Source organism: Lysobacter sp. CA199, assembly GCF_052078715.1.
Taxonomy (GTDB): domain Bacteria; phylum Pseudomonadota; class Gammaproteobacteria; order Xanthomonadales; family Xanthomonadaceae; genus Lysobacter.
The window spans coordinates 569127-590981 of the sequence record NZ_JBQJIL010000001.1 but is presented as its reverse complement, the minus strand read 5'-3'; the positions used below and the strand labels follow the sequence as shown (position 1 = coordinate 590981).

Here is a 21855-nt window from a genome sequence, read left to right as displayed (position 1 = left end):
GCAAGGGAGCTGCCAAGAATCAGGCAGGTCTGCGGGCCCGAAAATCGCACGTGTGAAGGAAATCGACCGACCCGCCTGCGACTTTCCGCCGATGTGCCGGGTTCGCAGTTCGTGGCATCGTGCCGTCTCCATTTCCGCATGCCTGCGATTCTTGCGATGACTGCTTCCGCCTCCGACCCGACCGCGCAAGTCACCCGCATCCGCCGCGCCGACGCCAACGATGCCGGCGCACTGGCGCTGGTCGGCGCGGCCACGTTTCTGGAAACCTTCGCCGGGATCCTGGCCGGCGACGCCATCGTCGAGCATTGCCGGGTCCAGCACGCGCCGGGCGTCTACGCCGAATGGCTGGCCGATGCGAACGTCGCGGCGTGGCTGGCCGAAACCGAAGGCGCCGCGCCGGTCGGCTACGCGCTGATCGCGCCGCCCAAGCTGGCCTTGCCCGACCTGAGTGAGCGCGACCTGGAACTCAAGCGTATCTATCTGCTGTCGCGTTTCCACGGCGGCGGCGTGGGTCGCGAGTTGATGGATCAGGCCGTGGCGCAAGCGCGCGCACGCGACGCGCGGCGCTTGTTGCTCGGCGTGTACCGCGGCAATGCGCGGGCCTTGGCGTTTTATGCGCGCAACGGGTTCCGCCAGGTCGGCGAGCGCCGTTTCCAGGTCGGCGAGCGGTTCTACGACGATGTCGTGCTGGCGTTGGAGTTGCAGGCTTGAGCGCGACGATCGAGCCGCTGCACGCCGAACATCTGGCGGCGGCGGCGGGTTTCGATTCCGGGTTCGTGGTCGATTCGCGTCTGCGGCTGCGGTTGGGCGAGGACGGCGCGATCGGCTATGAAGCGATACCGGTGGCGCCGTACCAGAAGCGCTACGATCAGGGCACCGACGCCGAAGAATTGCGCGAGTACCTCGGTGACGAAGACTGCGCCGCATTCGTCGCGATCGATTCGGGCGCAGTCATCGGCCGCCTGCTGCTCTCGAAAAGTTGGAACGGTTATGCGCTGATCGACGATATCGCGGTCGACGTCGGCGCGCGCCGCGGCGGTGCCGGCTCGGCCTTGATCGATCGTGCCCTGGCCTGGGCGCGCGAACGTGGTCTGCCCGGCGTGATGTTGGAGACCCAGGACAACAACGTCGCCGCATGCCGTTTCTATGAACGTAAGGGCTTCGTTCTGGGCGGTTTCGATCGCTTCCACTATGCCAACGATCCGGCGGTGGCACATGAAACAGCACTCTTTTGGTATCAAAAAATCACCTGAAGAACGTCGCAAATTTCTTGTGCCATGATCGAGTGCGCAGTGCTTGCACTCAAGTGATGTACGACGGCGTAGTGGTACTTACGTATCTTTCGCCGCCGCATCGGAAGCGGCGTTCGACGGCGTGCAAAATCACGATGAGTTGACATCGATTTGTGCGCAATCCCTCTGGCCTGAACAAAACGTGATAACCATTGCGTCGTTCGGCCACGGCTAAGGAGGGAGCCATGAGCATTTTGGTCGTCGATCGGTGGATCGAATACAGAGGAACCGTCGTTCATGCCATCGATACGGGGGTTCGACAGGCCTACGCATACTTGAGTCCGGGCATCGCCATCACCGCCGCCGGTGCACCCGACGCCTACCATCCCGAAAACATCGGCAGCGGGCACATACGCAGAACCGAGTGGCCGGATGGCGAGTGGCGGTGCGCATTGGTGGCCGATCCCAAGCATCCCCGGCGTCCGTTGCAACAGCCCGCCGGCCGCCATGCCGGCTATTTCGTATCGATCACCGCCTTGAGCGACGTCAGCCGGGCGCGTACCGACCCGGGCGCCTACGTAGACGCGGGCCGGATTCCGTACCTGGTGTTGCCCGCGTCGTTCCGAGCGATGGAAGGCACCGGGGATCTGGGCGATTTCGTCGTCGCTTATCAACCCGCGACCCGCCGCTGCAGCTATGGCCTGATCGGCGACATCGGCCCGGATCGCTCGCTGGGCGAAGTCTCCACGCGGATGGCCAGCGATCTGTCCGGGCAGCGCGCCGAAGCGCGCAGCGGCCGCGGCCTGCCGCCGGGCCCGACCCTGTGCCTGGTGTTTCCACGATCGCGTCTGGCTCCGGTTTGGCCGATACCGCCGGCGGCGATCCGGGGGCGTTGCGAGTATCTGCTCAAGGGGCTGGGCGGGCCGATACGCCTGGTGCAACTGGCCGAAGCCTTGGGCGAACCGGCCTGGGAGGAAACCGCCTGATGCATGGCGGCGGGCGCGAACCTCAGCGCGTCGCGTCCGCCTGCTGCGCAAGCACCTACGCGGCCGCTTGCGAGGCCAGGGACAAGTCCAGCCGCACCAGCCGGCCCAGGCGGTCGCGACGTTGCGCGCGCAGAAACCAATGGGCGCGCAACCGGTCCAGTCGCACCGGCGGGCGTGCCGGTTCGCCCCACAGGCTCAGCTCGAAGTGGCGTTCGTGCAGCCAGTGCAGCAGTTGGTTGAAGCGCGCCTCGTCGTCGGGCAGCAGCAGATCGGCGTCGGCCGGCGGCCGCGGCGATTCAGCGTCGCCGTGCTGCAGCCAGCGCGCGAAGCTGCCGTAAAGCTCGAACGCGAAACCGGCCTGGCGGATCGCTTCGAGCGCCGACAAGGTGCTGGCGATGCAGATCGCCTCGCGGGTCTTCTGAAACACCAGCGCGTACTCGTGGCTGCGATTGCTGTGCGTCGCCGCCGCAGGCAAGGCCTGCGCTTCGCGCGGATAACACAGCAGGCGTTCTTCGCGCGCCACGAACAATCCGCCGAGCAGTTGGCCCAGATCCCAGGCCAGCGGCAGCATGCGCTGCTCGATCACCACGTTCTCGACCATCGCGATGCAGAAGCCGTCGTCGGGCAGCGCGCCGCGCACGGCGTGGAAGATGTCGCGCAGGCGGTGCAGGTAGGTGGCGTAGTCGTTTTCGAGGTAGAGCTGGCCTTCGCTGGGATCGCCCTCATCGGTTGGCCAGCGGCAGCCGAAGTAGGGCACGTTGGTCAGGCACAGATCGATCGCGCGCGGAATCTCGGCGTGCGGCAGGCTGCCGACCGCGATCGGCGCGTCGATGCCGTGGCGGCGCAGGCGTTCGCGCGCCAGTTCGGCGCGGCCGGCGTCGATCTCGATGCCGCACCCCTCGCGGCCTTCCAGCGCGGCGGCGAGCAAGGTGGTGCCGAATCCGCAGAACGGATCGAACACGCATTGGCCCGGGCGGCTGAAATGGCGCACGAACGGACGCATCTGCGCGACCCAGCCGCAGTCGCGGCCGCCGAAGCGATCGCGCGCGCGCAGATCTTCGGGCAGGGTGTGCTGCGGCGGATCGGGTTCCAGCACCAGCCAACTGCGGCTATCCATGCGCAGGCTCCGTCCGGGGCGGTCGCGCACCGGGCTGCCAGAGCACGTCGCGATCGGGTTGCCAGCCCGCGCACAGGCGGCCGTCGGCATGCAGCACCAGTTTGTAGATATCGCCGGACGCGTGGCGTTGGTGCATGGCGCTGTAGTCGGAGGATTCGAACACCACGTCCAGGCCGCGGGCTCGATCGCGCAGGCGCAGATTCCAGAAGTAATAGCCTTCGGTGATCCGCTGCGGCGTCATCGCCGACCACCAGTCGGCGGCCATGCATTCGTCCAGCACCTGTTCGATCGGCACGCGGTGGCTGTCGAGATAACGGCGCGTGCCGTTGTCGCGATAACCCTCGCCCAGGCGCGAGAACTCGCGGAAGATCACCGTGCCGGCGCCGCACTGGCGCGCCCAGTCCAGATACGCGGCCACGCCGGACGCATCGTCCACGCCGCCGTGTTGCAGGATGCAGATCTGGCGCAACGGCAGGGCCGCGGCGATCGAGCGCGCGACCTGCTCGAATACGGCGTTGTCGGCGATCGGCTCGCCGCCCTGGAAACGCATGATGTGCTGGTTGCGCAGGCCATCGGGATGGTGCCGCGACAACTCCAGCCACGACAGGCCGAAGCCGGTCAGCGCGGCGATCAGCTCGGCGCCGCGTCCGCGGGCGAAGCCGGCGCCGTTGCTGTAGAGCACGCGTTCCTCGGCCACGATGCCGTCGCGCTCGGCCTGTCGCAGGGCGCTCAGCAGGCGCAGGAACCAGTCTTCGTCGTCGCTCGATTCCAGTCCCGACAGCGACCACGACAGCGGCAAGCCGCGCAGTTGCGCCAGCGCCTGGCCGAGGATGTCGAAGTAGTCGACGCCCGGCCGCAGGGTTTGCGCCATCGCGCCGCCTTGGGCCGGGCGCAGGGTTTCCGAACAGAAACGGCAGCGCGCCGAGCACGGGCGCGCCGAGGCGTAGGGCGTGAAGGTGATCGGCTGGGCGAAGCGATAGCGGCGGCCGTCGAGGGTGTGCGAGCGCCAGCGGCTGGCATCGTGTTCGACCGGCGCGCGGCGGGCGAGGAGCGGCGTGCTCGCGCGCAGGCGTTCGAACAGACGGGAGGCTGCGCTCAGGGGCAGGGTCGCCGGGTCTGCGGCGGCGAGCCCTTCGATGGGGGCTGGCATGGTGGGTTCCGATGTTGTGGATGTCGCGAAAGCATTCGCGCCTTCGGCGCTCATCCCCTCACCCTAGCCCCACCCCGGCCCAAACGCATAGCGTTTGGGTGTTCGCGGACGCGCGAGCCAATGGCTCGCAAGCAGCGCCCACTCACCCCGCAAGCGGGAGAGGGGCTAGGAACGCCCAAACGCTATGCGTTTGGGCCGGGGTGGGCGTGGGGTGAGGGCAGCCGAGCGCTCAAAGCCGCGTAGCGTTCGCCAACTCGCGCACCTGCGCGAACGTCCAGTCGTTGACGATCCGGCCGTCCTCCCACACCGTCACCATCGCATCGTCGAAGCCCAGCGGCTTGACCGCCTCGTCCAACGACGCCGCTTCCGGCGGCACCGGCACGGTCTTGAAGTGGCCGTACTCGCGATGGCGCAGCAAGGTCATGCGGCCGCGCTTGCTCGACTTGCCCTTGTCGGTGATCGGATCCTTGTACACGTCGATCCACTCGCCGTTGACCCGCGCCGCCGAACACTTCAGCGCGAACTTCTGGGTGTCCCGGTCCAAGCGCTGCAACAGCGCGCCGCCCATGCCGAAGGCGAGGTTGTCGGTGGCGTAGCCGTAACTGGTGATGCGTTCCAGGATCGCGCGGATGCTGGTCGGGTTGATGCCGTCGCCCTGGATCACCCGCACGTGGTTGAGCACCTTGAAACCCTTGCTGTTGACGGTGTGGCCGAAGGCCTCGTCGAGCATGGTCACGCACTGATGCACCACATCGACCGGGTCGCCCGAGTCCGGGCGCACCACCAAGGTCGCCCCCGAAGCGATCACTTCCTCGCGCAAGGTCTTACCCCAATGCTCGCCGATCGCGTGGAAGATGTCGTAGCTGTCGGACACCACCGCGACGATCGCGCCGGGCTTGCCGAACTGGGTCAGCATGTTGCGGTACGCATCGACCTCGTGCTCGCGTCCCCAACTGGTGATGGTGCTGTGCTCGGCGGCCGGGATCGAAAAACCGGCCATCGGCTCATGGTAGTAACGACGCGCCAGCAGCAGGCCGGACACGGTGTCGGTGCCGAGGAAGTTCACCAGATGCGCGGCGCCGCCGAACGCCGCCGATTCGGTGCTCGACACGCCGCGCGCGCCGAAGTCGTGCAGCTTGAACGGCAACTGGCCTTCCGGATCGTCGCTGGTGCGTTCCAGGAACTGGCGGATGGTCTGCTTGGCGTGCCAGCTGATCGTGGCGACCGTCACCGGGTACCACAGGCGCAGCAGCAGGGTTTCCAGGTACGAGGGCACCCAGTAGGCGTTGGGATCGGTGGATTCGATCGTCACCAGCGCCTGGTGCGTCGGCACCACCGTGCCCTCGGGCACGGCGCGGATCCGGATCGGCATCAGCCCGCCGTGCTGGTCGACGATGTAGCGCCAGCCGGCTTCGTTGAACGGCTCGCCGTGCGCGGCGAACAAGTCGCGCGCCTCGTCGATGTCGGCATGAGTGATCGGCTTGGCCAGGTATTCCTTGAGGATCGCCTGCAGACCGAAGAACACCGTGCGGTCGTGCACGCCGCCGCGCGATTCGACGTAGAAGAACGTCGCGTCGGTGCCGGGCGGGTATTGCAGCCAGTGGCTGGCCTTGTAGCTGTCGGTGTTGAGCAGCAGGTTGTCGAGGCATTGCATGACGGAAGCTCCTTCGCGTCTGGGATAAGCCGGCGGTCTGTCCACCGGCGCGTGCGGCCGGGCGGTCCCTGTGGACTAACCGTGGCCGAGGAAGAATTCGAGAATGTGCAGATGGTCTTCGAACAGTTGCGGACTCATCTCCAACGCCTCGCTGACCGGAATCCAGCGCGCCTTGTCGGCGTCGTCGCCGCCGCGCACCGCCGGCAGTTCGCCGGCCGGGAATTCGAAATGGAAGGCGTGGGTGATGGTGCGGCCGCGCGCGCTGCGTTCGGGGTGGTCGAACACGTGCTCGCCCTTGATCGAGCCCTTGAGCACCGGCAGCGGCAGCTTGAGCCGGGTTTCCTCGCGCAACTCGCGTAGGCAGGCATCGAGCAGGCTCTCGTGCTGGCCGACGAAACCGCCCGGCAGCGCCCACAAACCCTTGCCCGGTTCGGCGCGGCGGCGTACCAGCAGCACGTGGCCGGAATGCACGACGACCGCATCGGTGGTGACGAAGGTCGGCGCATACGGCGCGTCGGCCCAGGCGGCGCGGTACTGCTCGATGAACTGGTACTCGGCGACCAACTGGGTGAAGGCGGGCGAACTCTTACGGAAGGCCTCGAGCATGTCGAACACCGGGCCGGGCACGTTGGCGCGGATCAGCATCAGGCCGCCGTGGCTGTCGATCTGGTTGGCTTCGAACAGGAAGCGGCGCAGCTCGGTCGCCGACAAGGTCGCGGTATGGCTGACGTCGACCAGCGGCCACTGCGGGAATTCGCGCAGGTAGTAGCTGGAGGCGTCCTTGTCCATGCCGATCAGGCCGATACGTGCCTCTCTGAGCGGCGCGTCCGCATCGCCGCCGTCGGCGCGTACCGCTTCGGCGACGCTGCGCTGGACGTTGGCGATCCACAGGCTCTCGTTGTAGAGGTGGTCGCGCAGCGGGCGCACGATCAGCCGGTCGGCGGCGTCGGCCAACGCGGACTGGATCATCACCGCGCGCTCGGCGACGGTGAACGGGTTCTTGATGGTGCGGGGAGTGTCGGCGGAGCCGACCAGGAAGATGACCTTGGCGGCCTTGCCCAGCGCGTGGCGGGCGACGGCGGCGTGGCCGTTGTGGAAAGGCTCGAAACGGCCGATAAAAACGAGGTAATCGAATTCGATTGCCATGAGAATCCCTCACGGTAGTTGGGTCGCCATCGGTCTGTCCGCTGGCGTATGGGAAATGCTACGCCGATGGTTTGGCTCGTCAAGTGCCTGTGTTCAACGGCGACAGTTTCGGGTCACCCCCGTGCAGGAGCGGCGCGAGCCGCGACCGCGATACCGCACTTGCGTCGCTGCCATGAGGAGGCGTCGTCGATGTAATGACGCGGTCGCGGCTTGCGCCGCTCCTACAGAGGCGATCGCTGAATTCGAAGCATACTGTCGCCCTGGCCCAGGGAAGCGAGGAGGACAAGGATGGCGATGATCGTTCCGGAGTTTTGGGCCGAGGGGCGGGTCAGTGAGAAATTTGCGAAGGGGCATGGCTCCGGGCGGTATTCGCTGACGGTGCGTCGCTTCGGTTGGTCCGACATCAGCCTTCTCGAAGCTCAGGCGATGGCCGATGCGCGCGCACGCGAAGCCTTCGACCGCATCCTGGCCGGCGCGAGTCTGCCCAAGCGCGACCCGCGCGTGCCTTACGACGCCGAAGGCCTGCCGATCCGCGAGCAGATCGTCGAACGCGATGGCGATCTGGTGATCACCCGCAACAGCTATGGTGCGCGTTGTCTCAACTCACCCGACGTCTTGTTCGCGGACGTCGATTTCGACGCGCCCAAGTCGGCCTGGAACAGGTATTACTTCCTCGGCGCGCTGCTGGTCGCGGTCGCGGTGGGGGCAATTGCGCGCAATCTCGGCGTGTTCCTGATCGCGATGATTTTTGCGGTCGGCATTGCGATCGGATTGGCTAATCGGCAAGGCCGGCGACGGCATCGTGCCGACGGCGGCCCGGAACGGCGCGCCCGCGCACCCATCGACGCCTTCGTCGCCGCCCACCCGGATTGGCATTTGCGCCTGTACCGCACGCCCAACGGATTTCGCCTGCTGGCGATGCATCGCGTATTCGATCCGCTGGACCCTGCGGTGCCCGAGTTTTTCAAAGCCATCGGCGCCGATACGTATTACGCGTTGTTGTGTCAGCGCCAGCATTGTTTTCGCGCCCGCCTGAGTCCCAAGCCCTGGCGCATCGGTATGAGCGAGCGCATGCCGCCGCGTACCGGCGTGTGGCCGATCGCCCCTGAAAAGAGACCGGAGCGCGAACGCTGGGTGGCCGAATACGAACGCAAGGCCGAAGCGTACGCTTCGTGTCGTTTCGTCGAAGCGCTGGGCAGCCGCGATTACGTTTCGGCGACCCAGGCCGTGCAGCGGATGCACGATACGATGTGCCGGGCCGAAACCACGCTGCCGCTGGCATGATCGTAGTGGGTTCGTCCGGGCCATCCTCTGCCGGTTGCCCCCCGGAATACGGTCCTGCGATACAGCCATGGAGACACATATGAGCAGGGACGCAGGATCGAAGCTCAACACCAGGTGGATCGCCTGGTTCGCTTGCGCGCTGGTGGTCGTGGTCGTGGTCGCGGCCATGATCGCGAGTCGTCGCGATGCGGCGCCCGTCGGTTCCCTCGACGAGCAGCCTCTGGCGATGATCGTCGACGAGAATCCGCAGCCGCATGTCCTCCGGGCACAGCAACGGGAGCGGCGCATCCTGCGAGAGGCCGGTGAGCTTGGTTCGCGGCACGCATGGGCCGGCCGTTATCACTGGTCCACGGGCTTCGTGTACGCGCACCTCTCGCTTGCCCCCCGATCCGGCGCAGTCCTGGTCCATGGCTCGGATGTGATAGGCAGTGAAGCCTACTTCGAAGGCGCGTTGCGAACCGGCGCCGATGGTTCGATCCAAGTGCAGTGGCTCGAAGCCGCACGGCGTGCGTACTCTCCGTTCGTCCCGGCCGCGCTGATTCCGATCCGTTGGGGGGACCGGCGTTACCTGGTTGCCGCGGAACGGCTGCCGCGTTTCGTCGATGCGATCAATCTGGGTGAGGAACCACGCATGTACGCGATAGTTCGATCGCCGGAGCACGACGCTTTTGCGTTGCTGCGCGAGAACGACGAGCTCAAGCCCGTGTCCGGCGTGCCGCAACTTTCGGCCGGACCCTTGCCCGGCGTTCGTCTGGCGCCGCAACCGATAGAGGTGGTAGAGGTCGTGGTGGTGGAGCGCCGACGGACCGGGGACGGATGCAGCATCGATTATCGATTCGTCCTGGGTCGGGGGCGCGACGAGGACCTGCAGGTCGGTGAAGTATTGGACATGAGGTCGGCCGAGGTCCAAGGGCAGCTGCAAGTTTCCGACGTCGGCCCGCGGCAATCGCGCGCTTTGTGGAGCCAGGACGGTTGCAGCGACCGGCTCGCTTCGTTACGCGGCGCCAAGGTCAGCCGGAAGTTTTACAACCCGGTCGCGGCGCAGATGGCGCTGGCCGCGGCCGCGCTCGATCGGCCGGCGGGGTCGGAATCTAAGTAAGACGAAACGATCCGCATCGGGACACGAGCGCGCGGCCAAGATTCGTTTCCAGGACGAAAGCGACCGTCCGCGGCTGCGTATTGGCGGACGCCGATGCGCAGGGCCGACAAGCTCAGAGCGAATCGCGCTTTAACGGGGTTCGCCGCTGTCCAACCGTGAGCGCAACTCCGAGGCCGTTTCGGCGGGCAGGTGCGTTACGGCCGCTTGGAACAGCGCGCGCAGATGGGGCAGCGCGGCGGGGTCGAGCGGTCCGAAGCGGTAGGCGGCATCGTTACCCCAACGCCGCAGGCCTTCCACGATGGCATCTCGCACCGCCGCGGGCTGCGGCTGCGCGAGCACGCGCAGCAGAAACTCCAGTGCCTCCCATTTGTTGATCGTATCGGTGGTCTGAACCAACAGTGCGCGGAACTCCGGTGACGTCTGTAGCGTCCAGGCCTCTAGCACGGCGGCCGCGGACATCGGTGCGCGGCCGTAACGGGCGGCCTCGAAGGCGGGCTTGAACAGTACGTGCTCTCGCGATCCCAATGCTTGGCCGATCAGGCCCGCCAGTTGCGGCGCCTTGGCCAGGATCAGCCCGTCCAGGGCGTGGCTGCGCACGCGTGGATGGGGATGGGCGAACCAGCGCACGAACAGTTCGGCGTCCTCGATGCGGCCATGGCTGCTCAACGACATCAGCGCCTTGCGCGCGTCGCGGCTGTCCGGGCCGGAGGCGATTGTGCGCCAGAATCCGATGGCGTCTTCGCCGTATTCGGTCTGGAGCAGATAGCGGGCCAATCCGCGTACCGACGGCGAGCGGTCGAGCAGCGCCGTCAACAGGATCGAACGCGCGTCCGCCACGGCGAATCGCTGCAGCTGGCGCAGGGCTTCGATGCGCACGGCGAAGTGGGCGAACCGATCGGTCTGGGCGAGCGCGGCGTCGCGTTCGATCGGCGGCAAGACATCGCCGATGGCGCGCAGCGCCGGCAGCGCGATGCGCGGATGCGGGTCATGTAAGGCGGCGATGGCGGCCTGGGCGGTGCGCTCGGGATCGCATTCGCGCACCGCCGCATACGCCCATGCGCGCACGCCAGGCGATGGATGCGCGGTGGCCTGCCAGCGCGCCAGCGCATGCCGCGGCGAGCGCAGGGCGGGCTCGAGGCGGCGCGACCAGATGCCGTCGCGGAAGCGGGTTCGCATGCGCAGGCGCAGCGCCAATTCCAGGGTTTCGAACAACAGCGCGTCGTCTTGCAGCAACAACCGGCCGAGCAGCCGTTCGGCTTCGCGACGCACCGTGTCGACCCAATCGTCGCAACGGATCAGCGCGGTGGTCAGCGCCAACCGGCCCGGGTAGGCGGCGAACTCGCGCAGCGCGGGTTCGCGCACGTAGCCGCTGGCATCGCAGGCCGATACGAACAGACAGGCCTGCGCCAGCCGCGGGGCGTCGCTCAGCGAATCCAGGCGGATGTGGCCGCCGGGACAGTCGCGCGGTCGCGAGTAGCCGGATTTGCCGCGCAGGTAATCGTCGAGTTGCATCAGCCGCGCCGGCTTGAGTTCGAACAGATCCTCGATCGCATCGTCGTAAGCGGCGGACAAGGACAGCCGGCCGTGCCAGGCCGCCAGCGCGGCCGCCAGGTAATGGCGCCAGCCGGCCGGCATTCGCGCGGAATTGGAGAAAGTGGTGAAAGTCATGGCGCAGTTCCGTCTGCGTGAGTTCGCTCAGACGGCGATCACTTCGATCGTCACGCCCTCGAACTGCACGGTCTGGCCCGCGCGGATCTTGCAGGTCTTGCGCAACTCGACCTGCCCGTCGACCCGCACTGCGCCGCTGGCGACCAGGGCCTTGCCGGCGCCGCCGCTGCCGCACAGGCCGGTCAGTTTGAGCAGTTGGTTGAGTTCGACGTGGTCGTGGCCGGGGTCGAGTTCGAAACGGATCGGTTGCATGAGGCCGGCAGGTCGTAAGGCAGGGCAGGGTCGCAGCGCTGAGACTTGGATGCAAGACGTTTGCACCCCGCCCGGCGTACTCTCGCGTATGTGCGCGGGTTCGGCCGGTCGATAGCGGCCGTCGACCCCGCCGATCCACTCACGACCCGCTGACAAAACCCGAGGATGGCGATGAAGAAGGCCCTGTACGAGCAACGCGGTCCGGTACCGCAGGACGTGATCGACGCGGTGGAATTCCAGGCGCCGCCGTTGACCGCCGGGCAGGTGTTGATCGAGGTGCTGGCCGCGCCGATCAATCCCTCCGACGTGCTGACCCTGACCGGCGAATACGGCCTGTTGCCGCCGTTGCCGGCGGTGGGCGGCAACGAGGGCGTGGGCCGGATCGCCGAGATCGGCCCGGAAGTGACGAACTTGAAGCCGGGCCAGACCGTGCTGCTGCCGATCCAGGGCGGTACCTGGGCTACGCATATGGTCGCATCGGCCAAGCATCTGATCGCGCTGCCCGACGGCGCCGATCCCAAGCAACTGGCGATGATCACGGTCAATCCGCCGACCGCGCTGCTGATGCTCAGCGAGATCGTCGAACTGCAGCCGGGCGACTGGGTGATCCAGAACGCGGCCAATTCGGCGGTGGGCACCTATCTGATCCAGATCGCCAAGGCGCGCGGGCTGCGCACCATCAACGTGGTGCGGCGCGAGTCGGCGGTGGAAGCGGTGCGCGCGGCCGGCGGCGACGTGGTGTTGGTCGACGGCGAGGATCTGGGCAAGCGCGCGCGCGAAGCGGCGCAGAAGACCCCGGTCAAGCTCGGCATCGATGCGGTCGGCGGGCTGGCGACTCAGCACGTCGCCCAGGCCTTGGGTGAGGGCGGGGTGGTGGTCAATTACGGCGCGATGAGCGGCGAGGCCTGCCAGATCTCTCCGGCTTCGTTCGTGTTCCGCGATGTCAGCCTGCGCGGCTTCTGGTTGTCGCGCTGGTTCCAGACCGCGACGCCGGCGCGGCGCGCGGAAGTGTTCGGCGAGATCACCCGGCGGGTCGCGACCGGCGAACTGCATGTGCCGGTGCAGGCCACTTACGGCCTGGATCAGATCAAGGATGCGGTGATCGCGGCGGCGGCGGGCGAGCGCGACGGCAAGATTCTGGTTCTGCCCAACGGGCCGGTGTAAGCGCCGCAGGGCGCAGTGGTTTCCAGGACAGGCCTTGCCGTCCTGGCGATGTCGCAAGGCTTGGCTTGGGCCCTGGGAATGGGTTTGGCTGTGGTGGGAAGGGCTTGAGCCCCGGCGCTTTTCCAGAACTGTTGCGAATGCATCGCCTTGAAGGAAAAGCGTCGGGGCTGAAGCCCCTCCCACAACCGCAAGGCCCCTCCTGCAACAGCTAAGGGCTTCCCACAACAGCAAAGCCCCTCCCACAACAGCTCTGCCTTGCCGAAACAACTGCAGCAACCGCAAGCGCGCAGCCGTGACGGTCGGGTCCATCGCATACGATTGCGATAGGAATTCATTCGAGGCGCGCGTCGATGAGCACCGAACTGCAGATGCTGGCCTGGACCATCGCTCTGGGCATCGTCCACCTGTTGGTCAACGCCGGCTTCATGACCGCTCAGCGCGGCGTGCGCTGGAACGCCGGCGCGCGCGACGGTGTGGCCGAGCCGCTCACCGGCGTGGCCGCGCGCATGGACCGGGCCTGGCGCAATTTTCTGGAAACCTTCCCTTTGTTCGCCGCCGCCGTGCTGGCGGTGAGCCTGAGCGGGCGCGGCGACGACGCCACTGCGCTCGCCGCGCAGGTCTACTTCTGGGCGCGGGTGGCCTATGTGCCGGTGTACGCGGCGGGCATTCCCTATCTGCGCTCGGCGATCTGGGCGGTGGCGTTATGGGGTCTGCTGCAACTGCTATGGGCCTTGTTGTGAGCCCCGGCCCGGGTCGTTCATGCGGGGATCGGGTCGCCGGCGGCTGCGTCCGGACCGGTGTCGGCCGCCGAGGTTTCGCGCAGGTTCGCGCATAAAGCCCGTTTGGCCGGGGGACTCAACTGCTTGATCGCGTACTCGGCGCGCAGCGCCGACGAACGGTCGGGGTGCTCGAATCGCGCCAACAGCCGCTCCGGCGGGTGCGATCGGGTGTAGCGCGCGCCCTTGCCGGCAGCGTGCTCGGCATAGCGGCGATCCACGTCTACGGCAATGCCGGTATAGAGGCTGCCGTCGCGGCATTCGATGACATAGACGTACCAGGGCGACATGGGACATAGCCTAACGGCTGTCATGGGCGGGCGCAGGCGGGTTACTTACGTCATGGCTTATGTGAACCCCGCCGTTCATCACAACCATACGGACGCGAACGTCATTGCCTAGACTTGATGCGCTCACCACAATGTAGAGTCCTCTCTGGAGTTGCCGCTTGAACGCCGACGCCGAACCGCAACAGTCCGTTTCCAACCTGCGTCAGCTTTGCGCGCGTTTCGCCAAGCCCCAACTCGGGCGGGCCGTCTGGCAACTCGTCAATACCCTGGTGCCGTTCGCGGCGATGTGGGTGCTGATGGCCTGGAGCGTGGTCGGCCACTGGGGCTACGGCTGGACCTTGCTGATGGCGATCCCGACCGCCGGCCTGTACGTGCGCGCCTTCATCATCCAGCACGACTGCGGCCACGGCTCGTTCTTTGCCAGCAGCCGCGCCAACGACATGGTCGGGCGCTGCCTGGGCCTGGTCACCCTGTTCCCGTACGGGTACTGGAAGAAGACCCACGCCATCCACCACGGCACCTCGGGCAACCTCGACCGCCGCGAGATGGGCGACATCGAGACCCTGACCGTCGCCGAATATCGCGCGCGTTCCTGGCTGGGCCGCCTGAGCTATCGCCTGTACCGCAGCATCCCGGTGCTGCTCGGCGTCGGCCCGGTCTATCAGTTCGTGATCAAGCACCGTTTCCCGTTCGACCTTCCGTTCACCTGGAAGCGCGAGTGGGCGAGCGTGCTGTTCAACAATCTCGCCCTGGCGCTGACCGTGATCGCGATGGGCTTCGCGATCGGCTGGCACACGGTGTTCATGGTGCATCTGCCGATCGTGCTGTTGGCCGGCGCCGCCGGCGTGTGGCTGTTCTATGTGCAGCACACCTTCGAAGACGCCTACTGGACCCGCAAGGGCGAGTGGGATTCGCACGAGGCGGCGATCGCCGGCAGCTCGTACTACGACTTGCCGGGCATCGTGCATTGGTTCACCGGCAACATCGGCTACCACCACATCCACCATCTGGCCAGCCGCATCCCCAACTACCGTCTGCGCGAGGCGTTCGAATCCAGTCCGCTGCTGCAGGCCGCACCGCGCCTGACCCTGTGGTCGAGCCTGAAGTGCGCGCGCATGAAGCTGTGGGACGAGGAACTGCAGCGGATGGTCGGTTTCCCCAAGCGCTTGAAAGAACCCAAGTGCGCCAGCGCCTGAAACAACCCAAACGCACAAGCGCTTGACCCAATCCCCTCTCCCGCTGGCGGGGTGAGCGGACGCGGCTTGCGAACCATCGGCTCGCGCGTCGGGGAACCCCCAAACGCTATGCGTTTGGGCTGGGAAAGGCAGGGGTGAGGGGCTCCCGGCCGCTGAAATCCCTCCCCCAACCGCGAAACAATTAGCATTTTAGTTAAATAAGCATCACTATAATCCGACCCGCGCCATCCCCGGCGCCGGCCCGATCGCAGCGGTGCCCTCATGACGCAGGACAAGATCTTCGAAGCCCTGGCCTCGTCGCCGCGACGGCAGATCCTGGCCTTCCTGTCCGAACGCGAGCTCAGCGCCGGCGACATCGCAGCGCGTTTCGACATGAGCGCGCCGGCGGTCTCGCGGCACCTGTCGGTGCTGGTCAATGCAGGCCTGATCAGCAGCGAGCGCCGCGGCCAGTTCGTGGTCTACAAGCTGGTGCCGGACCATCTGGGCAACACCCTGACTCAGTTCGCCTTCGAGATCTGCCCGATCGGCGGCCCGCTCAAGCGCGAAAGCCGGCGCGCCAGGAAGGCGATCGGCTGAGCGTGCACGGCTACGATCGCGGGCATTGAGCCGCGCGCCTTACTCGCGTTCGAACTGCTTGATCTCGTCCAACAGCGCCTGCGCGCGGCGCAGGCTGACGCCGGTGACGCTGTCGTTCATCAGCTTGGCCAGGCGCGGCCGGCCGGGCTGGCGCGACCAGTGGTAGAACCCCCAGCTCGCAAGCAGGCCGATCACCCCGATCACGCTGCCGGTGACGAATACCGAAGGCGCGTTGCGGTACAGGTCGACGCCGAACAAGGTCATGAGCAACACGCTCACGAACGGCATCCACAGCAGCCACCACACCAGCCCGACCGCCAGGCCGGTGCGGATATAGGTCTTGCGCAAGCTCGCCAGGCGTTTTTGGATCGTCACCACCGGCGCGTTGTAGTCGTTGTCGGCGAGCAGCGCCTGCATCGCGGCGCCGCAGCCGATCAGGGCGATGCCGTAGACGCTCACGATGAGGCCGAACGCGAACAGATGCGCGGTACCCAGGTGATGCAATCCGAACACGGTGCCCAGGATCACGCACATCACGCCGAACACCATCTGCAGTGCCTGTCCCCATGCCAGCGGACGCAAGCCGGACTTCATCCGCTGCCCGCGCTCCTCGCGGAAGCGCAGCAGTTCCATCGTGTATTGGCGCTCGAGTTTGCGGTCGAGTTCCTGCCAGGCCAGCTTGAGGTCGTCGAGTTCCATCGTCATTGCGCTCATGGGTTCGTGGTGCCGTGTCGGGTGGTGAGGGGGGCGGTCAATCGGCCAGATCGTTGCGGATGCGCTGCTTGAGCCGCGCGATCTTGGTGGCGACGTTGGTTTCGCTCAGGCCGAGCACTTCGCCGATCTCGCGGTAGCTGCGTTCTTCCAGATACAGCAGCAACAAGGCGCGATTGAGCGGCTCCAACGCCGCGATCAGCCGGTTGAGCGCGCGCAGGCGCTGCTCGGTTTCCGGATCGGCGGCGCGATCGTCGGCGATGTCGTGTAAGTCTTCGTCCAGCGCGACCGCGTGGCGTTGCCGCGGCGCATCGCCGCGCACGTGCGAGATCGCCACATTCAGGGCGATGCGGTACATCCAGGTGGAGAAACTGCGTTCGGGATCGAAAGCGGGAAACGCGCGCCACAACTGCACGGCGATTTCCTGGGCCAGATCGGCGCGGTCCTCATCGCCGCGGCAGTAGCTGTTGACGACCTTGTAGACGATGCCGCGATGGGCCTGCAGCAGCGTTTCGAAACGCTGCCGCGCCGCCGTTGCCTCGCTGTCGCCTGCGGCCTTGCCGCCGCGCGCCGATTTGATCTGCGTGTGTTCCATCGCCTGCCGGTTCCTGCCCGTATGCCTGGTGATTCGCGCGATGGGGCGAATCATCACACCCCGCGCCGGGCCACGGCGTCGGGACGGGCGGGGCAGGGCTGGCGCCGGCCGGGTTCAGGCGGCCGGAGCGGGCGGGCCGGCCTCGGCGCGGTGGCGGTAGAACTCCAGGATCACCTGGCTGAAATCGCCGATCAGCCAATCGGCCAGCGGCACCGTGTACCAGTTGAAGCCGGTGCTGACCCGGTAGTCCATGCGGATCGTAAGCTCGGTCGCGTCGCCGCGCGGGGTCAGGGTGTAACGCGTGTCGAGCAGATCGAAGTAATCCCCGCCGATGCGCACGTGATCGTCCAGGGCGCCGGCGGGTACCGAATCGGGGTCGAACTTGTACTGCCAGCGCACGTAGCGCTGCGGCTGCCAATCGGTCGACATCTGCTTGAAGTGGATGCCCTTGCCCATGCGCACCTCGCGCACCAGGCCGGTCGGCGTTTCGTGCGTGAGTCCGGCCAACGGCGTGGGCACGCCGATGCGGTACATCCAGGCGCGGTCGACTTCGGCCGATTGGATGCGATCGGCATCGAGCAGGCCCTGCCAGACCTGCGCGGGCGCGGCTTGGATCAGGATGCTGCGTTCGACGTGTTCGAACCGCTGCGGCTCGTTCTGTCCGACGCCCAGCATCCCCAGCACCAGCGGCAGCGCCACGAAGCTGTAGACGGTCGGTGTTTTCGACCAGCCGGCGCGACGGCAGACTTGGCCCATCACCAAGCCGCCGATCGCGCCGAAAACCGCGAAGATCGGCATGATCAGAATGACGCAGATGGCGCCTTCGAGCATGAACCACATGCTGCCGAACATGCACAGCACGACGCTGAGCATCGGCGCGAAGAAGTGGTATCGGTTGCTGCGCGCCCTGACCCGTTCGGCGAGATACACCGTGACCGCGCCGATCGCGAACGGCGCGAGCAGGATGAAGATCCACAGCATGGCTGCGAACGTGCTGCCGGGCTCACCGTTGAAGGCCAGTCGCAGCAACAACCCGATCAGCGCGCCGCCCAGCACCGGCGATGCGTGGGCGAGTATCTCAAGGCTGTAGTCCTTGCGCGGCCTGGGAGACTGCGGCAACGGCAACGGCAACGGCGGCGGTGTCGCCGGATCGGCGGATTCGGTCGGTTCGGCGGGTTGTTGGGTCATGGCGCGGTCCGGGTGAGCAGCGGAGCGACGGCGTCGGCGCGCCTCGGCAAGGGTTGCGGATCCAGCCGATGCAGTTCCTCGCGCGCCGGCAGATCCTCGGGCAAGCGCAGACCGCTCACCAGACCGATCCTCTCGCAGCCGCGCAAGAACCACCAGCCCGGATCCCATTCGCCCGGATACAGGCCGAGCTTGGACGAACCGGGGAACGCGTGATGGTTGTTATGCCAACACTCGCCCATGGTCAGCAGCGACATGAAGCGCACGTTGCGGCCCTGCACCGCCGCGCCGCGCACTTCGTGGTGCATGCCGCCGTGGTTGTGGGCGAAGTAACCGACCAGCCAATGGCCGAACACCCCGGCGGTCACCCGCGCGCACACGCCCCAGAACACCCAGCTCCAACCGCCCAGGGCGAAGAACGCCAGCGCCCAGGGCAGGTGCTGCAGCATCCAGGTGCGCTGCAGGAAACGGTAGAAGCGATCCTGCGCGATGCGCGATTCGATTTCGATCCGCGGCGTTTGGCTCAGGCGTAATTCGCAATGCAACTGCCACCACGCATCGAGCAGGAAGCCGCGTCGATGGGCCAGATAGTCGTGGCAGTGCGGCAGGCGCTGGGCGTAATCGCGCAGATCGTGAGTGCGCACCAATCCGATCGGCCCGGCCAGGCCGACCTGCACGCCGCAGTACACCAGCAGATATTCCAGCCACTTGGGGCAGGCGAAGCTGTCGTGGATCAGCTTGCGGTGCATGCCCACCGAATGCCCGAGCAGCAGCACCAGCGCGGTCGACATCGCGAACAGGGCGAAACCGGACCAAGTGAAACAGACGATGCCGCCGCCGACCGCGCCGAGGGCCATCAGCGAGAACCACAGCGAGCGGACCGGTTCCCAGACCACGCGGCCGTCGCTGACGGCGCGGACCGAGTCGGCCGTTTCGCCGTGCGACCGGACCCGGTGCGATTGCAGGCTGGCGGGCAGTGCGTTCATGAACCTCTCCCTGGTGGAACCGCGATCGCCGGACAGGTGTCCGGCGCGTCGCCGCCGAGGCCTGTATGTATTCAGCATTTAACTAATTTGCTAAATGATTCGGCGCGAGCCCGCGCAACGTCAAGCGCTTGCCGACGAGCGGTCGCCGGCGCGGGTTCGCGTAGCGTCGGGGTGAGGCTTGGAGTCGAGTCGATGCTTCGGCGCAGGGCGCGGTTCGGTGCGAGCGCCTGCGCCACGGACGAAGCCGCGGCCGGTCGCTCAGCCGTACTCGATCGCCAACACTTCCACCTGCACATCGCCGATCGGCCGTTTCCAGGTCACGCTCTCGCCCACGCGCGCGCCGTGCAGGGCGCGCGCCAGCGGCGAGACCCAACTGATCAGGCCGTGCTCGGGATCGGCCTCGTCCTCGCCGACGATGCGGTAGCGGTATTCCAGCCCTTGATCGTCGATCAGCTCCACTCGCGCGCCGAAGGCGACCCGATCGGGGGGCTGGCGCTCGGGCGCGATGGTGATCGCGCCGAGGATGCGCGCCTGCAGCCAGCGCACCTCGCGTTCGATGTGGGCGCGTTCGAGCCTGGCGCCGTCGGTGTCGTTTTCCAGCGCGGCGATGCGGCGCGCGGCATCGTCCAGACGCGAGCGCAACAACGCCATGCCACGCGGCGTCACGTAGTTGGGATGCTCGCTGATCGGCAACTCCGGCAGATCGCCGGGATGCGGCTCGCCGTCGCCCTCCTTGACGAAGGCGCGGCTCATGACGGGACGTTCGAATTGGGCATCAGGTCACTTTATGACAGCAAACGTTGCCGGCGGGTGAGCGATTCGGCGGCGGTATTTGCGCAACTTGGCCGCAAACCGTCGCCATGCGTTCATTCGACGAAATCGTACAGCCGGTAGATCCACGACAACGGTACGGCACGCTGGCGACGACGAAGGTCTGGTGAAAGCGTTCCGAGCGCGTGCGCATTGCCCTTGATCAGGGCGTCGTCGAAATCGATCACGGTGGCGGCTCGACGCGCTGTGCGGCGAGCGGGCACAGCATAGGACGATCGCGACAGCGATGGCGCGGGGCGCGGGCTTCAAGAGCGGATTCGCCCTCTTTGAGCGGCGCTGCGTGGCCGGTCCGGGCGACGCGGCAGGGGCGCGGCTTCTGCACGGGATTCGGGGTTTTCCAGCGAATCCGGGCCGCGGTCGGGCCGGTGGAGACAAAGCTCGGTCCGAAGCTGCGATCATGGCGCATGAATTCGCCCCTCTCTTCCGTCGACGCCGCAGGCTTCGACACGCTGGCCCTGAGCCCGGCCTTGCTGCAGGGCGTGGCCGCGCTCGGCTACACCGCCATGACCCCGGTGCAGGCGCGCGCGCTGCCGGCGATCCTGGACGGCCGCGATCTGATCGCCCAGGCACCGACCGGCAGTGGCAAGACCGCCGCCTTCGGCCTGGGCCTGCTGCAGCGGCTGGATCCGGCCGCGATCCGCACCCAGGCCCTGGTGCTGTGCCCGACCCGCGAGCTGGCCGATCAGGTCGGCAATCAACTGCGCAAACTGGCCTTCGCGATTCCGAATCTGAAGGTCTCGGTGCTGTGCGGCGGCATGGCCTTGGGCCCGCAGCTGGCTTCGCTGGAACACGCGCCGCATGTCGTGGTCGGCACCCCGGGCCGCTTGCAGGAGCTGCTGCGCAAGAAAGCGCTCAAGCTCGACGGCGTGCGCACGCTGGTGTTCGACGAGGCCGACCGCATGCTCGACATGGGCTTCGAGGAACCCATGCGCGAAATCGTCGCCAAAACGCCGAAGACCCGGCAGAGCCTGTTGTTTTCGGCGACCTTCCCCGACGCCATCCGCGAACTCGCGCGCGCCGCGATGCGCGATCCGGCCGAGGTCACGATCGAAGGCCAGGCCACCGCGCCGCAGATCGAACAGTATTTCTACGAAGTCGAACCGGCCAAGAAAACCCCGCTGCTCGGCGCGCTGCTGCTGGAATACCGGCCCGACTCCTGCGTGGTGTTCTGCAACATGCGCAAGGACACCGAGGAAGTGGTCGGCTCGCTCAGTCACTACGGTTTCACCGCGCTGGCGCTGCACGGCGAAATGGAGCAGCGCGACCGCGACGAAGTGCTGGTGCGATTCTCCAATCGCAGCTGCAACGTGCTGGTCGCCAGCGACGTGGCGGCGCGCGGGCTGGACGTGGAAGAGCTCGGCGCGGTGGTGAACTACGACTTGCCGACCGATCCGGACGTCTACGTGCATCGCATCGGCCGCACCGGTCGCGCCGGCCGCGGCGGCGTCGCGCTGAGCCTGTGCGGCCCGCGCGAGACCGGACGCGCCCAGCAGATCGAACAGATGCAGGGCGCGCCGCTGCAGTGGCGTCGCGCCGAACCGCTCAGCGGCAAAGCCAAGAACGCGCCCGCCGCGCCGATGACCACGCTGCGAATCGACGCGGGCAAGACCGACAAACTGCGGCCCGGCGACATTCTCGGCGCGCTGACCGGCGATGCGGGGCTCAAGGCCGATGCAGTCGGCAAGATCAACGTCTACGCCACCCGTTCCTATGTCGCCGTCGCGCGCGGCCAGGCCGCCGCCGCGTTGGCGCGCTTGCGCGAGGGCAAGATCAAGGGGCGCAAGTTCCGGGTCAACCGGATCTGAGTCGACGCGGCTGGCGTGACTGGGCTACTGCGATGGGTCGCGAGGTTTTTGTGGGAGGGCTTCAGCCCCGGCGCCTTTCGATACTAGCCAACGGCGATCGGTCGCGGGGTCTCCGTGGGAGGGGCTTCAGCCCCGACGCCTTCGATCAGATC

23 protein-coding genes are annotated in these 21855 nt (G+C 66.9%); 10 read left to right on the top strand and 13 right to left on the bottom strand.

Annotated elements, in window-relative coordinates:
• The first annotated feature begins 156 nt into the window (after positions 1-156).
• The 3 genes from ACTOWJ_RS02810 (at position 157) to ACTOWJ_RS02800 (ending at position 2218) form a co-directional block, all read left to right on the top strand.
• Positions 157-711 (top strand): GNAT family N-acetyltransferase, encoded by a 555-nt coding sequence (locus tag ACTOWJ_RS02810; protein ID WP_441333049.1) that lies wholly within the window; start codon positions 157-159, stop codon positions 709-711.
• A complete protein-coding gene (locus ACTOWJ_RS02805) occupies positions 708-1253 on the top strand; it encodes a GNAT family N-acetyltransferase (RefSeq protein ID WP_441333048.1) in 546 nt (181 codons plus the stop codon). The genes ACTOWJ_RS02810 and ACTOWJ_RS02805 overlap by 4 nt, the downstream gene beginning before the upstream one ends.
• A gap of 224 nt (positions 1254-1477) precedes the next feature.
• Complete coding sequence (locus ACTOWJ_RS02800) at positions 1478-2218, top strand: hypothetical protein (protein ID WP_441333047.1); 741 nt, start codon at positions 1478-1480, stop codon at positions 2216-2218.
• 55 nt (positions 2219-2273) lie between these two features.
• Here the strand turns inward: ACTOWJ_RS02800 and ACTOWJ_RS02795 are convergent, their stop codons facing one another.
• From ACTOWJ_RS02795 to ACTOWJ_RS02780, 4 genes are all read right to left on the bottom strand, one after another.
• Positions 2274-3335, bottom strand: coding sequence for a DNA methyltransferase (locus ACTOWJ_RS02795; protein ID WP_441333046.1), 1062 nt, complete (start codon positions 3333-3335; stop codon positions 2274-2276).
• Complete coding sequence (locus ACTOWJ_RS02790; RefSeq protein WP_441333078.1) at positions 3328-4434, bottom strand: hypothetical protein; 1107 nt, start codon at positions 4432-4434, stop codon at positions 3328-3330. The genes ACTOWJ_RS02795 and ACTOWJ_RS02790 overlap by 8 nt, the downstream gene beginning before the upstream one ends.
• 280 nt (positions 4435-4714) lie before the next feature.
• Positions 4715-6139 carry a nicotinate phosphoribosyltransferase gene (locus ACTOWJ_RS02785; protein ID WP_441333045.1) on the bottom strand — a complete coding sequence of 475 codons (1425 nt, stop codon included), beginning with the start codon at positions 6137-6139 and terminating at the stop codon, positions 4715-4717.
• Positions 6140-6214: 75 nt separating this feature from the next.
• Positions 6215-7285: a bifunctional nicotinamide-nucleotide adenylyltransferase/Nudix hydroxylase gene (locus ACTOWJ_RS02780; RefSeq protein WP_441333044.1), complete on the bottom strand. Its 1071-nt coding sequence runs from the start codon at positions 7283-7285 to the stop codon at positions 6215-6217.
• 288 nt (positions 7286-7573) lie between these two features.
• On the opposite strand from ACTOWJ_RS02780, the gene ACTOWJ_RS02775 reads away from it, so the two are divergent.
• Together ACTOWJ_RS02775 and ACTOWJ_RS02770 are read left to right on the top strand one after the other, a co-directional pair.
• On the top strand, positions 7574-8569 hold the full coding sequence (locus ACTOWJ_RS02775; RefSeq protein ID WP_441333043.1) for a hypothetical protein: 996 nt from the start codon (positions 7574-7576) through the stop codon (positions 8567-8569).
• Positions 8570-8648: 79 nt separating this feature from the next.
• A complete protein-coding gene (locus tag ACTOWJ_RS02770; RefSeq protein ID WP_441333042.1) occupies positions 8649-9668 on the top strand; it encodes a hypothetical protein in 1020 nt (339 codons plus the stop codon).
• 129 nt (positions 9669-9797) lie between these two features.
• Here ACTOWJ_RS02770 and ACTOWJ_RS02765 read toward each other — a convergent pair whose 3' ends face one another.
• Together ACTOWJ_RS02765 and ACTOWJ_RS02760 are read right to left on the bottom strand one after the other, a co-directional pair.
• On the bottom strand, positions 9798-11336 hold the full coding sequence (locus ACTOWJ_RS02765; RefSeq protein WP_441333041.1) for a hypothetical protein: 1539 nt from the start codon (positions 11334-11336) through the stop codon (positions 9798-9800).
• Between the two features lie 27 nt (positions 11337-11363).
• A complete protein-coding gene (locus ACTOWJ_RS02760) occupies positions 11364-11588 on the bottom strand; it encodes an RNA-binding S4 domain-containing protein (RefSeq protein WP_441333040.1) in 225 nt (74 codons plus the stop codon).
• A 171-nt stretch (positions 11589-11759) separates the two neighbouring features.
• On the opposite strand from ACTOWJ_RS02760, the gene ACTOWJ_RS02755 reads away from it, so the two are divergent.
• Both ACTOWJ_RS02755 and ACTOWJ_RS02750 read left to right on the top strand, forming a co-directional pair.
• The gene (locus ACTOWJ_RS02755) at positions 11760-12752 is read left to right on the top strand and encodes a zinc-dependent alcohol dehydrogenase family protein (protein ID WP_441333039.1); all 993 of its coding nucleotides are present in this window, start codon (positions 11760-11762) and stop codon (positions 12750-12752) included.
• Positions 12753-13102: 350 nt separating this feature from the next.
• A complete protein-coding gene (locus ACTOWJ_RS02750) occupies positions 13103-13492 on the top strand; it encodes an MAPEG family protein (RefSeq protein WP_441333038.1) in 390 nt (129 codons plus the stop codon).
• 17 nt (positions 13493-13509) lie between these two features.
• On the opposite strand, the gene ACTOWJ_RS02745 is transcribed toward ACTOWJ_RS02750, so the two are convergent.
• Positions 13510-13818: a GIY-YIG nuclease family protein gene (locus ACTOWJ_RS02745; protein ID WP_441333037.1), complete on the bottom strand. Its 309-nt coding sequence runs from the start codon at positions 13816-13818 to the stop codon at positions 13510-13512.
• Between the two features lie 158 nt (positions 13819-13976).
• On the opposite strand from ACTOWJ_RS02745, the gene ACTOWJ_RS02740 reads away from it, so the two are divergent.
• Both ACTOWJ_RS02740 and ACTOWJ_RS02735 read left to right on the top strand, forming a co-directional pair.
• On the top strand, positions 13977-15014 hold the full coding sequence (locus tag ACTOWJ_RS02740) for a fatty acid desaturase (RefSeq protein WP_441333036.1): 1038 nt from the start codon (positions 13977-13979) through the stop codon (positions 15012-15014).
• 261 nt (positions 15015-15275) lie between these two features.
• On the top strand, positions 15276-15590 hold the full coding sequence (locus ACTOWJ_RS02735) for a metalloregulator ArsR/SmtB family transcription factor (RefSeq protein WP_441333035.1): 315 nt from the start codon (positions 15276-15278) through the stop codon (positions 15588-15590).
• 39 nt (positions 15591-15629) lie between these two features.
• Here ACTOWJ_RS02735 and ACTOWJ_RS02730 read toward each other — a convergent pair whose 3' ends face one another.
• The 6 genes from ACTOWJ_RS02730 to ACTOWJ_RS02705 form a co-directional block, all read right to left on the bottom strand.
• Positions 15630-16304 (bottom strand): serine/threonine protein kinase, encoded by a 675-nt coding sequence (locus ACTOWJ_RS02730; RefSeq protein ID WP_441333034.1) that lies wholly within the window; start codon positions 16302-16304, stop codon positions 15630-15632.
• Between the two features lie 37 nt (positions 16305-16341).
• Positions 16342-16896: an RNA polymerase sigma factor gene (locus ACTOWJ_RS02725; RefSeq protein WP_441333033.1), complete on the bottom strand. Its 555-nt coding sequence runs from the start codon at positions 16894-16896 to the stop codon at positions 16342-16344.
• A gap of 114 nt (positions 16897-17010) precedes the next feature.
• The gene (locus ACTOWJ_RS02720; protein ID WP_441333032.1) at positions 17011-18084 is read right to left on the bottom strand and encodes a hypothetical protein; all 1074 of its coding nucleotides are present in this window, start codon (positions 18082-18084) and stop codon (positions 17011-17013) included.
• Complete coding sequence (locus tag ACTOWJ_RS02715) at positions 18081-19067, bottom strand: acyl-CoA desaturase (RefSeq protein WP_441333031.1); 987 nt, start codon at positions 19065-19067, stop codon at positions 18081-18083. The genes ACTOWJ_RS02720 and ACTOWJ_RS02715 overlap by 4 nt, the downstream gene beginning before the upstream one ends.
• Positions 19068-19325: 258 nt before the next feature.
• Positions 19326-19820, bottom strand: coding sequence for a GreA/GreB family elongation factor (locus tag ACTOWJ_RS02710; protein ID WP_441333030.1), 495 nt, complete (start codon positions 19818-19820; stop codon positions 19326-19328).
• A 113-nt stretch (positions 19821-19933) separates the two neighbouring features.
• Entirely contained in the window at positions 19934-20065 is a 132-nt protein-coding gene (locus tag ACTOWJ_RS02705; RefSeq protein WP_441333029.1) for a hypothetical protein, read from the bottom strand.
• 237 nt (positions 20066-20302) lie between these two features.
• On the opposite strand from ACTOWJ_RS02705, the gene dbpA reads away from it, so the two are divergent.
• Positions 20303-21703: an ATP-dependent RNA helicase DbpA gene (dbpA, locus tag ACTOWJ_RS02700; protein WP_441333028.1), complete on the top strand. Its 1401-nt coding sequence runs from the start codon at positions 20303-20305 to the stop codon at positions 21701-21703.
• The last annotated feature ends 152 nt before the right edge of the window (positions 21704-21855 follow it).